This window comes from Corallibacter sp. (assembly GCF_048381695.1).
Classification (GTDB): Bacteria; Bacteroidota; Bacteroidia; order Flavobacteriales; family Flavobacteriaceae; genus Corallibacter; species Corallibacter vietnamensis.
This window is the reverse complement of the sequence record NZ_JBLXHI010000001.1, coordinates 414121-432244: the sequence shown is the minus strand read 5'-3', so window position 1 is coordinate 432244 and position 18124 is coordinate 414121. Positions and strand designations below refer to the sequence as shown.

Genomic DNA, 18124 nt, shown 5'->3' with positions numbered 1-18124 from the left:
ATGCCATTTCACTCTACATATTATAGCTTATTTATAAAAGTGTTTTGCTTTTTTATAAGCATGAGTTTTTATCAAGGGTATTCTCAAAACAATTTTGAGACATTAGCAGATAGTATTATAGATATTAAAACATCAAACTATCAAGATATAGACAACATATTTAGAGCTTTCAAAACTGACACTCTAAAAATGATGTATCTTTCAAAAAAAAGTAAAGAAACAAACTATTACGAAGGAGAAAGTTACGCTCTTAACATGATTGGTATTGTATACCGAAACCTATCACTCTATGATAAAGCTATTAACGCACATACAGAAGCTCAACAACTAGCAAAAAAAACAGAAAATATAGAGCTTGAAACCATAAGTTTGAATATGCTAGGAGTTGTATACAGACGTATGGATGCCATACGTTCTGCTTTAGACTATCATAAACAAGCACTTGATCTTGCTGAAACCGCAAACCCACAATCACTTGCCTTAAAAAGAAGTATTGCTGTATCTCAAAACAGCATGGGAAACATCTATTTAGCATTAAAACAATATGATTTAGCCATAAGACTTTTTCAAAAGTCACTAACTATAGAAGTGGGCTCTGATAATAAATTAGGTCTTGCTATAAACTATCATAATATAGGATATGCACAAGAAGCAAAAGGGCTACTTAAAAGCGCTCTAAACAATTACCAACGCTCATTAAAATATAACAATGATATAAACTCTGAAATAGGTCGTGTAATCTGCTACAATAGTATCGCTGGTATTTATATAAAACAAGGGAGAAACAAAAAAGCTCTACCATTGATTAATAGCGCACTAAAAAAAGCTTTAAATATAAACGACCAGTATTACATAGCTACTTCTTATTTAAATTTAGGTCTTGTAAACTTGAAATTAAACAACTTAAAAAACGTTGAGAAAAATTTAAACACCGCATTAAATATTGCAGAAAAATACAATTTAAAATCCTCTAAAATTGAGACTTACAAAACTCTATCTGAATATAATAACGAGGTAGGAAACTACAAAGAAGCTTTAAATTACTACAAGAAACATATTGAACTTGACAACACACTAACCAATGAGCGCAACTTGCAATATGTAAATGATTTAATCATTAAGTATGAAAGTGAAAAGAAAAACAATCAAATTAAAGCTTTAGCCAATGAAAATGAGTTAGTAAAAATAAGATTAGCTCAAAACAAACGTGTACTCATATTATGTCTTGTTGGTATTGCATTAATAGGTGCTATATTATTTATATTACACAGGCAACATCAATTAAGAAATGAAAAAAAAATAATCACTTTAGAGCAAGAAATGTTGCGAAACCAAATGAATCCACATTTTATTTTCAATTCATTAAACTCTATAAAACTCTACATAATAAATAACGAGAAAGAAAATGCTGTTTACTATTTAAATAAGTTCTCAAAACTTATCAGGAAAATTCTCATTGCTTCAACCGAAAAAGAAATTTCTCTAGAAAATGAATTAGAAACAATGACGCTATACATGAATATTGAAAATATTCGGTTTTCAAATAAAATACATTACAATGTAATTATAGATGAAAACGTAAGTCTGTCTAATATAAAAGTGCCTTCACTTATTTTACAGCCTTTTCTAGAAAATGCCTTATGGCACGGGCTTTCGTCAAAAAACGGAGAGAAAAAAATATCATTACAGGTAAGCAAAAACCCTAACAAGTACGTTACCATTTCTATTACAGACAATGGCATTGGCCGTGTTGCCTCTCAAAAAATAAAAAGTCAGAGTAAATTACAACGAAAGTCTGTTGGTTTAAATATTACAAAAGCTAGATTAGATAACTTTTCAAAAAACTTAAACGCTCAATACAGTATTCAAATAGAAGATTTATACTCTGATAATAATACACCTACAGGAACAAAAGTTATAGTAAAAATACCTTTAAAAAACCTTGCAAGCAAAGCTTCGTGATTATCGGTAATTATTTGATACTTTTTCAAGCTCCATATACCAATCTTCACCAAACTTTCTAATAAGAGCTTCCTTTACAAACTTATATATTGGCACTTGAAGTTCTTTTCCTAATGAGCAAGCATCATCACATATATGCCATTTATGGTAATTTACAGCCGAAAACTCACTGTAATCCTTAACTCTTATTGGGTATAAGTGGCAAGAAACAGGTTTTTTCCATGAAATTTCACCTTGGTTATAAGCTTCTTCAATAGCACAAAGTGCAGTTCCTTTTTTGTCAAAAATCACATAAGCACAATCTGCACCATCAATAAGAGGTGTTTCTAGCTCGTCATCTTCAGTAGTAATAAATGTACCTTGTTCTTCTATGGCTTGAATACCTTTTTTACGCAAAAAGGGTTTTACTTTTGGGTAGATTTCTTTTAAAATATCAGCCTCTTCTTTTTCAAGTGGTGCTCCAGCATCGCCATCAATACAGCAAGCGCCTTTACACGCAGAAAGATTACAAATAAAATCCTTTTGGATTATATCTTCTGAAACTATGGTTTTTCCTAATTGAAACATGTTGCAAAAATAGGCAAACTTTATTTTAAATCTTATTGTAAAAAATTATTAATGGTTACTTTTGCAAAAAAATTAAACCCATAATATTATGCAACTCAATTTTAAAGAAATATTTACAGCCTTTATGGTTTTATTTGCTGTAATAGATATTATTGGAAATATACCAATTGTTATTGACTTAAGAAAAAAAGCTGGTCATATACAAAGCGAAAAAGCATCTCTTGTTGCTGGTGTAATAATGATTGTTTTTTTGTTTTTAGGTCAGAATATTTTGTCACTAATTGGTGTTGGCGTAAATAGTTTTGCTGTTGCTGGTTCTTTTATTTTATTTTTTATTGCTTTAGAAATGATACTAGGCATAACATTATATAAAGATGATGAAAATGCAGCTATGACAGCTTCTGTATTCCCTTTAGCGTTCCCTTTGATTGCTGGACCAGGAAGTTTAACCACGCTGTTATCATTACGTGCCGAATTTAGAATAGAGAACATTATTGTTGCTGTAATATTAAATGTTTTAATTATCTTTATTGTATTAAAAACATCTTCAAGAATAGAGCGTTTAATTGGTCCTAACGGGATTAATATAATTAGAAAAGTTTTTGGAGTTATTCTACTAGCCATTGCAGTAAAACTTTTTGCTCATAACATAAAAGCATTATTCATTTAGTTTATGAAAATAGCCATTCCATTACTTACAGTTGTTGCGTGTATTTTAATTATTTACAACCTAACAAATTTAAATTATGACGCGTTACTAGAAGGTGAAAGCGTAATTGCATTAATAACAATTTTTGCATCATTATGTGCTATTTTGTTATTACAAATATTAAGGGTTTCAAAAAAAATTGAAAAACTAGATAAAAGAAAAAAATAATGTTTGATGTATTAATTATTGGTGGTGGCGCTGCAGGTTTATCTTGCGCATTAATTTTAGGCTCTGCAAAAGACAAAGATTTTGCAAAAGATAAACGCATTGGAATAATTACTCATCAAAAAACTTCACACTTAAACACGGCATTATTTAATAATGTTTTAGGGCTTAATCCTGGTACAACTGGACTTTCTATTTTAAATGATGGCAAACAGCAATTGGCTGATTTATATCCTCATGTTGAACAAATTGAAAAAGAAAAAGTCTCTCAAATAACCCAAAGTGATACTGGCTACACCGTTGTAACAAACAAAAATACATACACAACAAAATTAGTGGTTATTGCTGTTGGTTACACAAACTTATTAACCATAAAAGGTCTTGAAAATTATGTTGGTCCTCACCCAAGAGCAGCTATTGAAAAGGATAGAATTTGGTTAAAAAACGAAGATCATTTAGTAACTAAAGGCATGTATGTTGCCGGTACTTTGGCAGGTTGGCGTAGTCAATTTGCAATTGCGGCTGGTAGCGGATCTCAAGTTGGCACAGATATTTTAACGCTTTGGAATAACGGAAAGCACACCAAGGTTCATGATAAGATTTAATCAGCTGAATTAAGCTCTAGAACTTCATCAATCATAATATCATCTTGATTTATAACTTCTTCAAAAGCGCCACTACCAAATAATTGATTTGCTAATGTAGCTTTTATATATAGTTTCACTTCATCATTATAAGCTACAAAAGTGATATTTGCTTTAGTTTTAAAGTTTAAATAATCTTGAAAAGCAATTACCATTTCGTCATCAACCTCATAATCAGAAATAAAGTTTTCTCTTGTTAAATTTTGATAAGCTTCTCTATTTTTATCTAATTCTTCAAACACAAAATAACTAATGAATCCGCGCCTTTGCAGAAATGTTAGGGTTTCATTTTGCATGCTTGTATCTAGAGGAACAAATACATCAGGTATAATTCCGCCGCCGCCATATACAACTTTTCCTTTTGGCGTTGTAAATTTTAATGAATCTGCTACTTGAATTTTTTCAGGATCAAGCAATTCTCCTCGTTCTAATCGTTCAAAATAATCATCATAGTAATCTTTGTTACCATGTTCATAAGAGCGTTGTATAGAGCGACCTGTTGGTGTGTAATAGCGAGATACTGTTAATCTTACAGCACTACCATCTCCTAATTCCATTTCACGCTGTACCAATCCTTTTCCATAAGAACGGCGACCAACTATAGTCCCTTTGTCATTGTCTTGTAAAGCACCTGCCACAATTTCGCTGGCAGATGCTGAATTTTCATCAATTAAAACATAAACTTTGCCTTTTTCAAAATCACCTTTTTTGGTGGCAAAACTCTTCTTTATATTACCGCGTTTATTTTTTGTAAAAAGAATAAGTTTATCTTCTTCTAAAAACTCATCAACAATACTTTCGGCAATTGTTAAAAAACCTCCAGGATTACCTCTTAAGTCTAAAACAAGTTCTGTTGCCCCTATTTTTTGAAGGCTTTTTAGTGCTGTTTTAAATTCCTTATAAGTAGACTCTGCAAACCTGTTTATTTTGATATAACCAAGCGTATTACTTAACATATAGGCAGCATCAATACTTTTTATTGGTATATGATCTCTTTTTACGGTAAAATCTAACAGTTCTGATTCGCCTTTTCTAAATACTTTTAGTTTTACATTTGAGTTTATAGGACCTTTAAGCTTTTTTATTATTTCGTCATTGGTGATGTCTTTACCAAAAACAGGTTCATTATCTGCCATGATTATACGATCTCCACCAACAATACCTGCTTTTTCACTTGGACCTCCATGAACAGCTCGTATTACCGTAATGGTATCATTATAGGTATAAAAACTTACGCCAATACCTACAAAATCTCCTTTCATGTTTTCTGTAACACGCTGCATATCCTCTTTAGGTATGTACACAGAGTGAGGATCTAGATTTTCTAAAATCCCGTTTACAGTAACATCTACAATACTATCTGTATTAACATCATCAACATACTCATAGTCTATATAATCTATAAGTCTATTAAGCTTGTCTTTTTTACTATTTGATGAGAATAATCGATCAGAATCATCAGAAAAATTAAGTTTACCCCCAATAAAAATACCGGCTGCAATGGCAACACCTAAAATAAGTGGTAAATATTTTTTTCTAATTTTCATTATTAATTCTGTTTAAATAATCAATTAAACATCCTATACTTGTTAAGCATTAAGGTCATCAATTAATGTAAGTTCTATGCCTGCTTTTTTTAGAAAGCGTAATCCAGAGTCGTCTTTATAAGCTTGTTTATAAACAACTCTTACTATACCAGCTTGATGAATTAACTTACTACACTCTTTGCATGGTGATAACGTAATATACAAGGTAGCGCCTTTACAAGATTGAGTTGATGCTGCAACTTTTAAAATAGCGTTGGCTTCAGCATGTAAAACGTACCACTTTGTATATCCTTCTTCATCTTCGCAAAAGTTTTCAAATCCAGAAGGCGTACCATTGTATCCATCTGATATTATCATTCTATCTTTTACAATAATGGCACCTACTTGTTTTCGTTTACAATATGATAGTTTTCCCCATTCTGTAGCCATTCTTAAATATGCTTTATCATACTTAAGTTGTTTATTATCTGTCATACGCATAAATCATTATAACGAAGATACAGGCTTCGTATTTTAATTACAACCTTGATTGTAGAAGTTTATGAAAACTTTAGGTTACAGTTTTACTTATTTTAAGAAATAAAGTCGCTATTAAGTATCATAGGTATAACCAATCCCACTACAATTGATGAGATTACCATAACCCAATCGCGTTTTGAAAACCTAAAAATTGTTTGCATTATGTATGCTAAAAACAGCACAACAATTACCACAATTATTTGCGCAATTTCAATACCTAAAGCAAACTCTAATAGGGTTAATATTTTGTTATCTGATTTTCCTACTAAAATTTGAAACTCTCTAGCAAAGCCTAATCCGTGTACCAAACCAAAAAATAAGGTTGAAAAAAATAAAACACCTACTTTTTCTTTTTGAGCGCCTTTTCCTGCTGTAAACACATTAAACAACGCTACTACCAATATTGTAACCGGTATAAGAAACTCAACAATGATGCCATTAACACGGACCACATTGTAAGCAGCCAAAATAAGCGACAAAGTATGTCCTAATGTGAAAGTTGACACTAATAACAATACACGTTTCCAATCTTTAAACAAGTAAGGAACTGTTAAAACAATTAAAAATAATACGTGGTCGTAAGCATTTATATCTAGAACATGGTAAATACCATACTCTACATTAAACCAAAAATTTTCTAGCATAGTTTTTTATTGTAGGGTTTGGGTTGAGTTTCAAAAATACAATTTAAAATGAATTCTTCTTCATTTCACATGAAAAACAACATGCTAAAGATTAGAGTTTGCTATAAAAACTATTTGACAAACACTAAAATGGTTTAACATTTTCACAAACACACTCATAAATGCAAATGCTAACACCCTTTAAATCAACTAACACCTTTCTGAATATTCACAGCACTTGTGATTATAAAAATGAAGTCCAATTATTACAAATGCAGGTATATAAACAAAAAGTTCTGACACTAAAACTATCTCAAATGTTTCATTAACTATAGCTAACAACAATAATAACCAAGTAACCCAAAAAACATTTCGCAGCCAATTTTTAGTTACTTTTTTTGTTGCCTGTTTAATAGCTACAAATGATACAATTAAGAATCAATAAGCTGCCACCACATAGGCGCATGAGAACAAGTTGTAGCAGAACATGTTTTAGCTAAAAACAAAAAAGGCATTGCCAAACAATACACAAGGCATAAACCACTTGAAACTATTCCTAATTTGTCTGCTTTAAGTTTTAATATCATTCAATTAAATATTATTGCAACATTGTATCATTAATATTTTACTCGGGTCATAATTAAGCAATGTATTTAGTATACTGCTATCAATTTTGCGATTAAAATTAACTTATGAAAAACGGCGTTTTATCAACATATCATTAACACTTTTGTAGGTTTTTTTTGTTTAGTTTTGAATTATGATGTTTTATAAAGATTGATTAGAAAAAACAACCATTATTTTGAGTTAAATTACAATCTTCAAACAACAATTACAGCCTTTATATTTAAGGTTTAACAACACATTTAGACCTAAATTAAATCTAAAAAAAACAGATAAAAAATCAAGTATGATTAAAACAGAAAACATATCATACCAATACAACACAACAGAAAATATTCTTAAATTCCCTGATATTTCATTAAAAAATCAAGAGTCGTTATTAATACTGGGTAAATCTGGAATTGGTAAAACAACGTTATTACATCTTATGGCTGGTTTACTAAAACCAAAAACCGGCAAAATAACAATTGGTGATGTTTGCCTAAAAACATTAAGCAGAAAACAACTAGATTTATTTATTGGTAGGAATATTGGTTTAGTTTTTCAAAAAAATTATGCTGTAAAATCATTAAATGTTATTGAAAACATTAAAACACGCTTACTATTTTGTAATAAAAAAGCTGACGATTCTACGATATCAAACTTACTTCAGCAACTTGATATAGAACATTGTAAATCCAAAAAAATTAATGAATTAAGCGAAGGTCAATTACAACGTTTAGGCATTGCGCTTTCAGTAATTCACGAACCGAAATTAATTTTGGCTGATGAACCCACAGCAAGTTTAGATGATGAAAACTGTAAAACAGTTATGGAGCTACTATTAAACCAAGCTAGCAAAAGTAACGCCAACCTTATAGTAATTACACATGATCAAAGAGTAAAACCGTTGTTTCAAAACATCCTTGAGTTATGAATATTTGGAAAATCAGCATAAAAAATCTATTTCACAAACCACTATATACGTTTTTAAGTATTCTTTCTTTAGCAATTAGTATCGGATTACTTTTAGGCATAAAGCAATTAGACGCTTCAGTAAAACAACAATTTGATAATAGTTTAGGTAATATTGATTTAGTTATTGGCGCCAAAGGAAGTCCATTACAATTAGTATTAGCTTCTATTATGCATATAGATAATCCTACTGGCAATATCTCTTATAAAGAAGCAAAAAAAATAGGTAAAAACCCATTAATTAAAACAGCAGTTCCTATATCATATGGTGACAATTACAAAGGGTATAGAATTGTAGGAACAACAGAATTATTTGCGAATTTTTATGAAGCTGAACTTGAAGAAGGAAAGCCAATAAAAAAACCTAGGGAAGTTATTTTAGGCCATACCGTTGCACAACAACTTGGTCTTAAAATAGGAGATACCTTTTTAAGCTCTCATGGTTTTAAAGACAACACAATGGATGTGCACACTGAACCACTAACCGTTGTAGGTATTTATAAACCAACACAAAAAGTTATAGACAGACTTATAGTAACAAATTTAGAAAGTATTTGGGATGCTCATGATCATGAAGCGCATGAAGCCGGAGAAGCTCATGAACATCATGAAGATGAAAACAAAGAGGTAACATCATTACTTATTTCTTTTAAAAGCCCAATGGGACTTTTAACAATTCCTAGACAGATTAACGAAAAAACAGATTTTCAAGCCGCTTTGCCTAAATATGAGATACAACGCTTATTTCAATTTACAGGAATTGGTGTAAAAATCGTTTCTTGGATAGCTTATATCATTTTAGTTATTTCATGTATTACTATATTTATTAGCCTATTTAAAATGGTAAAAGAACGTGCTTTTGATTTAGCGCTATTAAGAACCTATGGAGCTAGCAATTTTCAGTTAATTAAAATTGTGGCTTACGAAGGATTTACAATTGGATTCCTTGCCACAATTTTAGGGATACTTATATCACAATCCGGTTTAATCATAGTATACAACATGATAGAAAATCAATACAAACAAAATATTGTACAAAGCATATCATATACAGATATATTAGAAACAAGCTTATGGGTTTTTATAATGATTATTGTGGCAATTTCATTATCAATACTCCCGATAATAAAAATGAACATTTCAAAAATATTAAGCAATGAAAAATAATTTAGTACTTATAATAGCAATAATAACATGCAACATCTTCACATGTTTTAGCCAAAAAGAAGTCACTTGGAAGGATTTATCAAACGTAAAATTTTCTGAAAAATATTTTCCTGCTTTTGAAGACACTTTTTTATATCCAAATTTCAGCCCAGAAGTAAAAGAATTACACGGTAAAGAAATAACTATTGTTGGATATTTTCTTGATGTTTCCCCAGAAGAAAACACCTATATCCTATCAAAAAACCCAATGGCATCTTGCTTTTTTTGTGGAGTAGGCGGACCTGAAACAGCTATAGAATTACAATTTTCTAAAAAACAAACACATAATACCGATGATTTTATCATGGTTACAGGAACTTTAGAGCTTAATGCTGATGATGTAGAACACTTCAACTACATTCTAAAAAACTGTAAAATCATGAAAACGATACCCAACGAAGACTTTTAGGTAAAAAACAAGTAACAAAAAAGCCTGCTAAACATCTGTTTATCAGGCTTAATACGTACTCAAGGTGGGAATTTTTAAGAAAAACAAAAAGTAAACAAATACCAAAGAAACGCAACTATAACGTGCATTTAAGCGTTTTTACAAAATACTCTATTTGCTTTTAATCCACCTTTATTTGCATATTTTTGTTACTAATTTGTTACTGATTTATGAGTGTAAAATTAAGGGAGCGAAAACTCGCTAAAGGAGCAATAAAATACTATTTAGATATTTATCATCATGGAGACAGAGAATACGAGTTTTTAGATATTGTAGTCTTTAAAAATGATAGTAAAGATGTAAAAGCTGAAAAAAAGAACATTGCCAATCTTATTCGTTCTAACCGTGAGTTAGAACTAATTTCTGAAAACACTACCTATGTCCCAAAACATTTAAGGAATATTAACTTCAATGATTTTGCAAAATCCTTTATTGACAATTACAATAAAAAGGACTTAAGGATGATTGAAGCGACTTTAAAGAAGTTTAACGAATACATAAAGAATGATCGTTTAAAATTATCTGAAGTAACACCATCAATCATGAATGGCTATAAAGACTATTTAAATGATTCTGCCAAACTTAATGGGGAAACACCTCATAACTATTTTACAAGGTTTAAGAAAATATTGAAAGATGCTGAACTTAAAGGCTTAATAAAAGATAATCCTGCTCGAAACATCAAATTTCAAAAGAAGAACAATTCTGAAGAGTTGAAAAAGCAAGTTTTATCTACAGATGAATTAAAAACATTAGCTAATACTGAATGTGGAAACGAAAACATTAAAACAGCTTTTTTATTTGCTTGTTATACTGGACTTGGATATGCAGAAATTAAAATTTTAAAATGGAAGCAAATAAAAGATAATAGGCTCATAACCAAAAGAGAGAAAACTTCACAAAAAGTAGAAATCAAACTTAAAGACAAACTAATTAATCTACTTGGAGAAAGAAAAGAAAAAGAGGATTATGTATTTCTTCTTTTGAATGATAGAGGTCAAAGTATTTCAGATAACGGTGTAAATAAATGCCTTAAAAACTGGGTAAAACGAGCTAAAATTGACAAGCATATAACATTTTATTGTGCTAGGCATACTTTTGCTACTCAGTTGCTTATTTATGGAGCAAATTTAAAAACAGTTGCTGATGCTTTAGGACATACTAACACCAGAAATACTATAAAGTACCTAAACTACATAGATAGCCTTAAAGATGAAGCTATAGACAACTTACCAGACATAAACTTCTAGATTTTATATAATGGATAAAGATATACAGCTCTATAAGACAACTTACAATAAGCAATTATTAATTGCATTAAGATATTTTAAAAAGGATTTAATTGAACAAAGCTTAAATGATTTTGACGAATATTACGCTTTTAATAATTCTTTAAATTCACTTTACAGTGTTAAACTTGAAATACAAAAAGAGCTACCTGATTTTAAACCTTTATTTGATGAATTTTATCATCCTAAAATTCCATTAAGAGCTGAAAAATTTTTAAATATTATCCCTAGAAGTTTAAAACCGAAATATCATGAAATTAGAAACCCTAATACTACATTTCTAGATTTTATAGAAAAAATTGCAACAGCAAATGCTTACAACGAAGTCGGAAGAATTTGCCATAATAATAATGCAATTTACCGAAAGATTTATGAATTAAATAGATTTGACTTGTTTAATACAGATGAGTATAAACCATTACTTGAAAACTCTGATTTATATAAAAAACTTTGGGATGGCACCTATAAAGAAAAGCCGTTAGAAGAATGCATAAAAAAAAGTGATTTATTACAAATATCCGAATACATACTCCCTTTTCAGAAAAAAACCTTAACTAAAAACAACTCACTAGAGCAAGAAATAACTGCCTCATTAAATTTTAAAATTAAAGCAAAATATAAAGAAAAGTTTAAAAACCACTACCCTTTTTTTACTGAACACTTTATAAATAAAGATGTTGTAAGCCAAGAAGCTTTCGAAAAAGTATTTTTTGAAGACACTAATTCTCATTCTGAAACTATAAAATTCTATTGCAACACAACTGATGCCTCATATTTACTTTTTAAGCTTAATAAATCAATATTTCAAAATCTTTCTCTAACTAATATTGAAAAATCTAAAAAGTTTATAAGTTGTGATGACAAATACCTAAAGCAGTCAAATTTATCTCACAGCAAAAAAAATGTAACTTATAATTATGAACTTTTGATAAATGATTTCATAGAAAAAATAAAATAAATACCACTAAAAATGTTAAAATTCATTCATACTATGAACATGGTATTCATAATCCATTCATAGTATGAATACCACTACTTTCTTTCCAGATTAAATTTGTTGCCGTTAACAAAAAAGGAATAGCGCTAATCCATTTTATAAATTTTAAAAAACAAAAAAAATGGAACACATTAAAGAAGTTCTAGAAAGAATTGAAGCAACTCTTTTATATCAAAAAAAGAGTTTAACATTAAAGGAGGCTTGTACTTATATGGGTTTATCAGAAAACACTATGTATAAACATACTTCTAAAAACAAAATACCATACTACAAACCTGAAGGAAAGACTATCTATTTCAAAAAAGAAGAATTAGATGATTGGATGTTACGTAATCGTCAATCTTCAAATGAAGAGTTATTACGTGAAGCATCAAAATACTCTCTAACTAGAAAAAGGTAGCAATATGAAAAGTACAGTAATAAACGCAAGAATATCCCAAACATTAAAGGACGACTTAGAAATTTTGGCGATTTTAAAAAACTTATCATTTTCACAAATGACTAGAATAGCCCTTGAAGAGTTCTATAACAATACTCCTATTGATGATATACCCATCAATAAGGACAGTCAAATAAAACCTGTTCTATTAGAAGATAACCTCTTACAGTCTTTTGAGTTTACAGAGTTAATATTCTGGATATATGATAAAAGAATTGACAGTAGCATAAATGAGATTTATGAATTTTATGAACAACATTTAAACTTAATAAATGAAATGCATAAACACCCAAGATTCAACAAAAAAATCCTTACCGAATTTTACAAAATTAGGGATGAGTTAAAATTTCGTTTAGAAGGGAAATGGCATGGAGATGAATTTCATTTTTCAGACGCCTATAATATGGACGGTTTCGATTATGAAGTTTTAAGAAACTTCATGTACGCTATCAGATATGACGAAAATAATAATAAAAATCTCTTCATAAAATAGCTCAAATGATGTATGACAGTATAGAAACCATAGAATCAAATCTAAATGATTTGACAAAGACTGACAAAGATAAAGCGCATGACAAACTTCATGCTATCATTAATAAGCTCCCTGAAGAATACAGGGGGCTTATTGAAAGTAGTTATAATTTTAAAAGGATTCCAAAAGAATACCTATTAAGTTCAATCCTTTTTACAATAGGGACAGCTACAGGAACAACATTTCACATAAAAGCATTAGGTTATCAGAATTATGGTAATCTCTATTACACAATAATAGGTAGCAGAGGGGATGCCAAAACAGAAGCTATTAAAACAGCAACAAAGCCTTTGAAAATTATTGATGACAACAATTACAAAGACTTCACTAGAGAACTGGAAGTTTCATATAATGAAGATGAAAAACCAAATAGAAAACAGATTTTGGTACAAAATGCCTCTATAGAAGCAGCTAACAAAATTCATTATGACAATCCTAGTTCTATTGGAATTTGTATTGATGAAATATATGGGTTAATAAACAACATGGGAAATAGCAATAGTAGAGATGGTGTCGCATGGAGAAATTTCTTATTAGAAGGTTACACTAATGGCTGTATTGATGTTTCAAGAAAAACAACAGATAGTTTTCGCATAAATCAATCCTGCCCTACTCTTGTTGGAGGATTACAACATCAGTTTATTCCAAAACTTATTGCAAATGGCAACTTGGAAAGTGGGTTTATAGACAGACTTTTATTTTGTGTAAAAATCACAAATAATAATAAGCTTCAAAAAGGTTTTGTAGGCATAGAAACACTTGATAGTTATTCATCATCTATAGTTAACATCCTTAACTATAAAATCCAAGCAGAAAAACCTGATGAAGAGATAAAATCATTCGAAATTCAAATAACTGATGAAGCCCATAACATGTTATTTGATTATGTCCAAAACTTAATTGAAAGGAAAGATAAAGCTGAACCAATATTCGAAGAATACATGTCAAAAATGCAAATATCAATACATAAACTATGCATAAATGTTTTTATGATGTTTCATTCATCCGAATCTAATTTTAGGAATCAACCTTTGACTATTGAAAATGTAGAATTAGCAATAGAGCTTAATGAATTTTATTTTTTAAATTTTAAGATCGCAATAGATGAGTATTACAAAAACGCTAATTCTTCAGAGCCAAAAATTGAAGATATAATCAAAATGGCGAAAAAAAATAATGCTAAACAAAAAGATGTGGTTGCTATTACTGGATACAACAAAGGTTCCATTTCAAGAAAATGGAAGGAATTATAAAAACAACATGCAACTTACAACTTTTACAAAAACCCTTGTAATGTTATTTATATCAATCAATTATAACATCCACCTTTTTGGTTACAGGTTGCAAGTTGCATTAAAAAAAGTTAAAGAATGTTACAAAAAGTCGTACATAAATTTACGTTTCACAACAAGCGTAATAGACACATAATCACTCCATGTTGTAAGAGACATAACAAGGATGGCAAGTTTGTCAACTATAGGGAATTACCTGATAATTATGGATATTGTCACTCATGTGGCAAGGTGACTCTTCCGAAAACAAGGTATACAGATAAACAAGGAAATTATTATGTATATAATGATATAACAAAGAACATGGAGAAAACTCTTGAAATATTGTATGACAAAAATGTAATACAACCGTATGACAATGTAGTACAAAATAGTAATACAATGTCTTACAAAGTAAATACTAAACAGAGATACATTGATTTTACGGAAGTTGAAAAGTCATGCAATAGCTTAAATGAGAATAATTTGCTATTATACTTACGTAATACATTTGGTAATACAGTCACAAACCTTGTAAAGAAAATGTATTACATAGGAACAACAAAGGACATGGGAACGGTGTTTTGGAATATCAATAAAGAAAACCGAGTACAAAAAGCTAAAATATCTTATTACAAACTAAATGGAAAGCGAACAAATAAATTTAATGCACCTTATAAAAATTCTGACGGTTACTATAGTTGCCTCTATGGAGAACATCTATTGAACAACTGCAAGGACAAAGCTGTTATACTTGTTGAAAGTGAAAAAACGGCGATAGTTTGCGCAATGCATTTTACAGAGTACCTTTGGTTGGCTTATGGAGGAATAAATGGTCTTACTGAAAGTAAAATTCATGTGCTAAAAGGAAGGAAAACTATAATAGTTCCAGACATGAGTGAAAACGCAGTTTCCATAGCAAACAAAAAGCTTACTGTTTTTAAAAATTTAGGAATAGATGCTAACATTTGGGATTTAACGGAAGGAAAGAAAGATAATACTTTAAAAAAAGAGGGGTTGTATAATTTTGATTTGGAAGATTTAATTAGTCGTTTCACAATGACTAATAATTCTTAAGATTATTATAATCATCAAATTAATTAATAGAAAAACTCCACATTAGTTTATCTTTGAAACGAAAATTCCAATTTAGTATCAGAAAAAACGATAAATTCATTATTGCTGTATGAATGTATTCCTATTTGCAATTGCCGCTTTTAATTTTTTATTCGTGACTTTCGTCATATGGAAGTACAGAAAAAGACTTGACAAATCATTTCTTATATTATCATTCTTTCTTTTAGGAAAAGGCTTAACACTAATCAGTAATTTAATTTTCAATTTAGAAGTAAATCTGCCATTGCTTTGGAGAAATACTGCTATTTTTTTCTATTCATTTCTTTTCTTTTATGCGCCGTTCATTTATTTCTTTTCAAAACAAGTAACAACTGGCATGATATTCAAAACAAAGCAAGCAATTCATTTTTTTCCCTTTGTTATATTCCTTTTATTAAATTCAATATTAATATTACAAATTAATGTATTTCACAATCAAAGCTTTATTACTGATTTAGCTAACATAATTGAGAAATTCACTTATCTCTATTTTGTTCAAGTAATTAGTTATAGTTTGGCTGCTTACTATTTGTTACTAAAAAACGAGAGGGCTGATGTACACTTTAAAAAATCTTTTAAATGGGTAAAGCATTTCATACTATTATTTATCATTGTATGGTTTCTATTTTTATCATCCACAGTTAGTGCTGTCTGTTTTAAAAACTATTCAATAGCCCAATCTTTAGAGATTTTTGGACTAGGTTTTCTTATAGTATTATCAAACATAACACTCTTTACATTATTTAAAAACCCTGAATTGTTCTACAATGATTTATTATTAAAAAAGACTCCTAATCCAAACAATAATGATTTAATAACAAAAGAAAATTACGATAACCTATGTCATGTTATTGTAAAGAAAGAACTACACAAAGAGTCTGATCTAAAAGTGGCTAGGTTAGCAGAAGAGATTGGATTGTCTGCTAGAAATACTTCCTTACTAATAAAAGAATATCATAAAGGTAATTTTTATGATTACATTAATTCCTTTAGAATTGAGGAGGCAAAAAAATTACTATTGAACAGCAATAACGATTTAACCATTTTGTCTATAATCTATGAATCTGGGTTCAATAGTAAATCAGTATTCAATACTGTTTTTAAAAAAAATGTTGGTATGACTCCTTCAGAATTTAGACAACTTCAAACCAAAGATTAAAAACCCTATACTATTATTCAGTATAAAACCTGTTAATTTCTGTTAAACTAGGTTCTAATTCTTGTATTTGCACATATTCGGTCGTGCAACATCTTTATTCAACATAGTTTTGATTCATGTTTATAAATTAGCGTTGTTAAGCACTGCTATTAGTACACCGCAATTCACTAAAGAATACATAAATTACGTTTACAATGAATCTAAAAGGAAAACACAAAAATTCTAAAACAAGTTGTTTCATATTGTTAATATTCCTGATAAGTATTGAGGTTTGTGCTCAAAAAACAGAATATTATAGGCATTTAGTATTTAGGGAAAGCCCGTATTCAGATATTCGAGGAATACACATGATTGATGGACAAACTTCAAAAAACGAAACCCATTATAAGTTTGTATATGATGGTCAAGATAGACTAATTGAGGTGTCACATAGATTGGGCGATTATATAATTAACAATAATGACAATTGGGATAGCTTTATATGGTTTTCTCCAAAAATGACAATCGAATACAAGAACAATCAAGAAATAAGATACTTCTACAATCGTTTAGATAAAAAAATAGAAACACATGGTAAAATGTACAAAGCTGTTTTTGATTTAGATAGAAACGGAAAACGAACTGCTGTAAAATTTTATGATAAGGATAATAATCCATCAGAAAATGCATGGAATATTCACACCTACCAATGGACACATTTAGGAAATGGCAATGTGCTAGAAAAACGATTCAACTTGAAGAGCGAATCACAACCAATTCGTCCAGATTTTACATTCTATACAGTAAAGCTTGAATATGGGAATGATGATTTGCTGGACTTTATTCACCATATTGATGAAAATGGAGAATACATGAACAACACCATGAATGCAGCAATGGACAGAATAGTTTATGATCAAGAAGGTAATTTTTCCCGATGGATGGTTTTTGACGAAGACTTAAAACCGTCAGAAGGTAATGCTCCAGAATTTGCTATTGGCGAACATTTATACGATGCACGTGGCAATAAAGTTGAACTTAGAGGTTTTGATGTAATTGGTAAGCCCAAAGCAATGCCCACTGGAGTAGCAAGAATTTTAAACACTTATGACTCGTATAATAATTTAATTGAAGAAAAAATACTCGACTTGCAAAACAATGTTTTACAGCACATAAAGCGAGAATATAGTAAAGATGGTAAACGTATAGAATGGATGAAATTTATTGGGCAAGATGGCAAATTATTAATGCATCCTCATGCAAAATATGCAGCCATGAAATTTGATTATGCTGAAGATGGAAGTATTTCTGGAAGAATTTTGTATGACGATGACCTAAATAGGATTAAGGGATAAGAAAGAGCCCTAAAAGTGA

Annotated in this window: 20 protein-coding genes; 15 read left to right on the top strand and 5 right to left on the bottom strand. The window is 29.8% G+C overall.

The annotated features are described in order from the left end of the window. Positions 1 to 1962 (top strand): tetratricopeptide repeat protein, encoded by a 1962-nt coding sequence (locus ACN5J3_RS02085; RefSeq protein ID WP_418510604.1) that lies wholly within the window; start codon positions 1 to 3, stop codon positions 1960 to 1962. Here the strand turns inward: ACN5J3_RS02085 and ACN5J3_RS02080 are convergent, their stop codons facing one another. Further along, on the bottom strand, positions 1963 to 2529 hold the full coding sequence (locus ACN5J3_RS02080) for a DUF3109 family protein (protein WP_418510603.1): 567 nt from the start codon (positions 2527 to 2529) through the stop codon (positions 1963 to 1965). A gap of 88 nt (positions 2530 to 2617) precedes the next feature. Between ACN5J3_RS02080 and ACN5J3_RS02075 the strand changes: the two genes are divergently transcribed. Genes ACN5J3_RS02075 through ACN5J3_RS02065 form a run of 3 tightly spaced genes read left to right on the top strand, consistent with a single transcriptional unit; the run spans position 2618 to position 4008 of the window. Continuing rightward, a complete protein-coding gene (locus tag ACN5J3_RS02075; RefSeq protein ID WP_418510602.1) occupies positions 2618 to 3199 on the top strand; it encodes a MarC family protein in 582 nt (193 codons plus the stop codon). A gap of 3 nt (positions 3200 to 3202) precedes the next feature. Then, complete coding sequence (locus ACN5J3_RS02070; protein WP_417290686.1) at positions 3203 to 3406, top strand: hypothetical protein; 204 nt, start codon at positions 3203 to 3205, stop codon at positions 3404 to 3406. Continuing rightward, complete coding sequence (locus ACN5J3_RS02065) at positions 3406 to 4008, top strand: FAD-dependent oxidoreductase (RefSeq protein WP_418510601.1); 603 nt, start codon at positions 3406 to 3408, stop codon at positions 4006 to 4008. The genes ACN5J3_RS02070 and ACN5J3_RS02065 overlap by 1 nt, the downstream gene beginning before the upstream one ends. Here the strand turns inward: ACN5J3_RS02065 and ACN5J3_RS02060 are convergent. The 4 genes from ACN5J3_RS02060 to ACN5J3_RS02045 all read right to left on the bottom strand — a co-directional run bounded on the left by ACN5J3_RS02060 (position 4005) and on the right by ACN5J3_RS02045 (position 7323). Continuing rightward, positions 4005 to 5594, bottom strand: coding sequence for a S41 family peptidase (locus tag ACN5J3_RS02060; protein ID WP_418510600.1), 1590 nt, complete (start codon positions 5592 to 5594; stop codon positions 4005 to 4007). The two genes, ACN5J3_RS02065 and ACN5J3_RS02060, sit on opposite strands and share 4 nt — an antisense overlap. Before the next feature lie 42 nt (positions 5595 to 5636). Continuing rightward, complete coding sequence (locus ACN5J3_RS02055) at positions 5637 to 6068, bottom strand: dCMP deaminase family protein (protein WP_344727500.1); 432 nt, start codon at positions 6066 to 6068, stop codon at positions 5637 to 5639. A 98-nt stretch (positions 6069 to 6166) separates the two neighbouring features. Beyond that, positions 6167 to 6757 carry a HupE/UreJ family protein gene (locus ACN5J3_RS02050; protein WP_417290689.1) on the bottom strand — a complete coding sequence of 197 codons (591 nt, stop codon included), beginning with the start codon at positions 6755 to 6757 and terminating at the stop codon, positions 6167 to 6169. A 410-nt stretch (positions 6758 to 7167) separates the two neighbouring features. Beyond that, on the bottom strand, positions 7168 to 7323 hold the full coding sequence (locus ACN5J3_RS02045) for a MerC domain-containing protein (RefSeq protein WP_418510599.1): 156 nt from the start codon (positions 7321 to 7323) through the stop codon (positions 7168 to 7170). A 323-nt stretch (positions 7324 to 7646) separates the two neighbouring features. On the opposite strand from ACN5J3_RS02045, the gene ACN5J3_RS02040 reads away from it, so the two are divergent. The 11 genes from ACN5J3_RS02040 (at position 7647) to ACN5J3_RS01990 (ending at position 18105) form a co-directional block, all read left to right on the top strand. Continuing rightward, positions 7647 to 8276 (top strand): ABC transporter ATP-binding protein, encoded by a 630-nt coding sequence (locus ACN5J3_RS02040; RefSeq protein WP_418510598.1) that lies wholly within the window; start codon positions 7647 to 7649, stop codon positions 8274 to 8276. Continuing rightward, on the top strand, positions 8273 to 9481 hold the full coding sequence (locus ACN5J3_RS02035) for an ABC transporter permease (RefSeq protein ID WP_418510597.1): 1209 nt from the start codon (positions 8273 to 8275) through the stop codon (positions 9479 to 9481). Before ACN5J3_RS02040 ends, ACN5J3_RS02035 begins: the two co-directional genes overlap by 4 nt. Next, positions 9471 to 9929, top strand: a complete 459-nt coding sequence (locus ACN5J3_RS02030) for a hypothetical protein (RefSeq protein WP_344727490.1) — start codon at positions 9471 to 9473, stop codon at positions 9927 to 9929. Before ACN5J3_RS02035 ends, ACN5J3_RS02030 begins: the two co-directional genes overlap by 11 nt. Positions 9930 to 10138: 209 nt before the next feature. After that, positions 10139 to 11218 carry a tyrosine-type recombinase/integrase gene (locus tag ACN5J3_RS02025; RefSeq protein WP_418510596.1) on the top strand — a complete coding sequence of 360 codons (1080 nt, stop codon included), beginning with the start codon at positions 10139 to 10141 and terminating at the stop codon, positions 11216 to 11218. A 10-nt stretch (positions 11219 to 11228) separates the two neighbouring features. Beyond that, positions 11229 to 12215: a hypothetical protein gene (locus ACN5J3_RS02020; protein WP_418510595.1), complete on the top strand. Its 987-nt coding sequence runs from the start codon at positions 11229 to 11231 to the stop codon at positions 12213 to 12215. Between the two features lie 160 nt (positions 12216 to 12375). Then, a complete protein-coding gene (locus ACN5J3_RS02015) occupies positions 12376 to 12654 on the top strand; it encodes a helix-turn-helix domain-containing protein (RefSeq protein ID WP_418510594.1) in 279 nt (92 codons plus the stop codon). 4 nt (positions 12655 to 12658) lie between these two features. Further along, entirely contained in the window at positions 12659 to 13186 is a 528-nt protein-coding gene (locus ACN5J3_RS02010; RefSeq protein ID WP_418510593.1) for a hypothetical protein, read from the top strand. Between the two features lie 50 nt (positions 13187 to 13236). Continuing rightward, on the top strand, positions 13237 to 14478 hold the full coding sequence (locus ACN5J3_RS02005; protein ID WP_418510592.1) for a DUF3987 domain-containing protein: 1242 nt from the start codon (positions 13237 to 13239) through the stop codon (positions 14476 to 14478). Positions 14479 to 14820: 342 nt separating this feature from the next. After that, positions 14821 to 15573 (top strand): DUF6371 domain-containing protein, encoded by a 753-nt coding sequence (locus ACN5J3_RS02000; RefSeq protein WP_418510591.1) that lies wholly within the window; start codon positions 14821 to 14823, stop codon positions 15571 to 15573. A gap of 154 nt (positions 15574 to 15727) precedes the next feature. Further along, positions 15728 to 16771 carry a helix-turn-helix transcriptional regulator gene (locus tag ACN5J3_RS01995; protein ID WP_418510590.1) on the top strand — a complete coding sequence of 348 codons (1044 nt, stop codon included), beginning with the start codon at positions 15728 to 15730 and terminating at the stop codon, positions 16769 to 16771. Between the two features lie 194 nt (positions 16772 to 16965). Next, positions 16966 to 18105, top strand: coding sequence for a hypothetical protein (locus tag ACN5J3_RS01990; RefSeq protein ID WP_418510589.1), 1140 nt, complete (start codon positions 16966 to 16968; stop codon positions 18103 to 18105). Positions 18106 to 18124 lie beyond the last annotated feature (19 nt).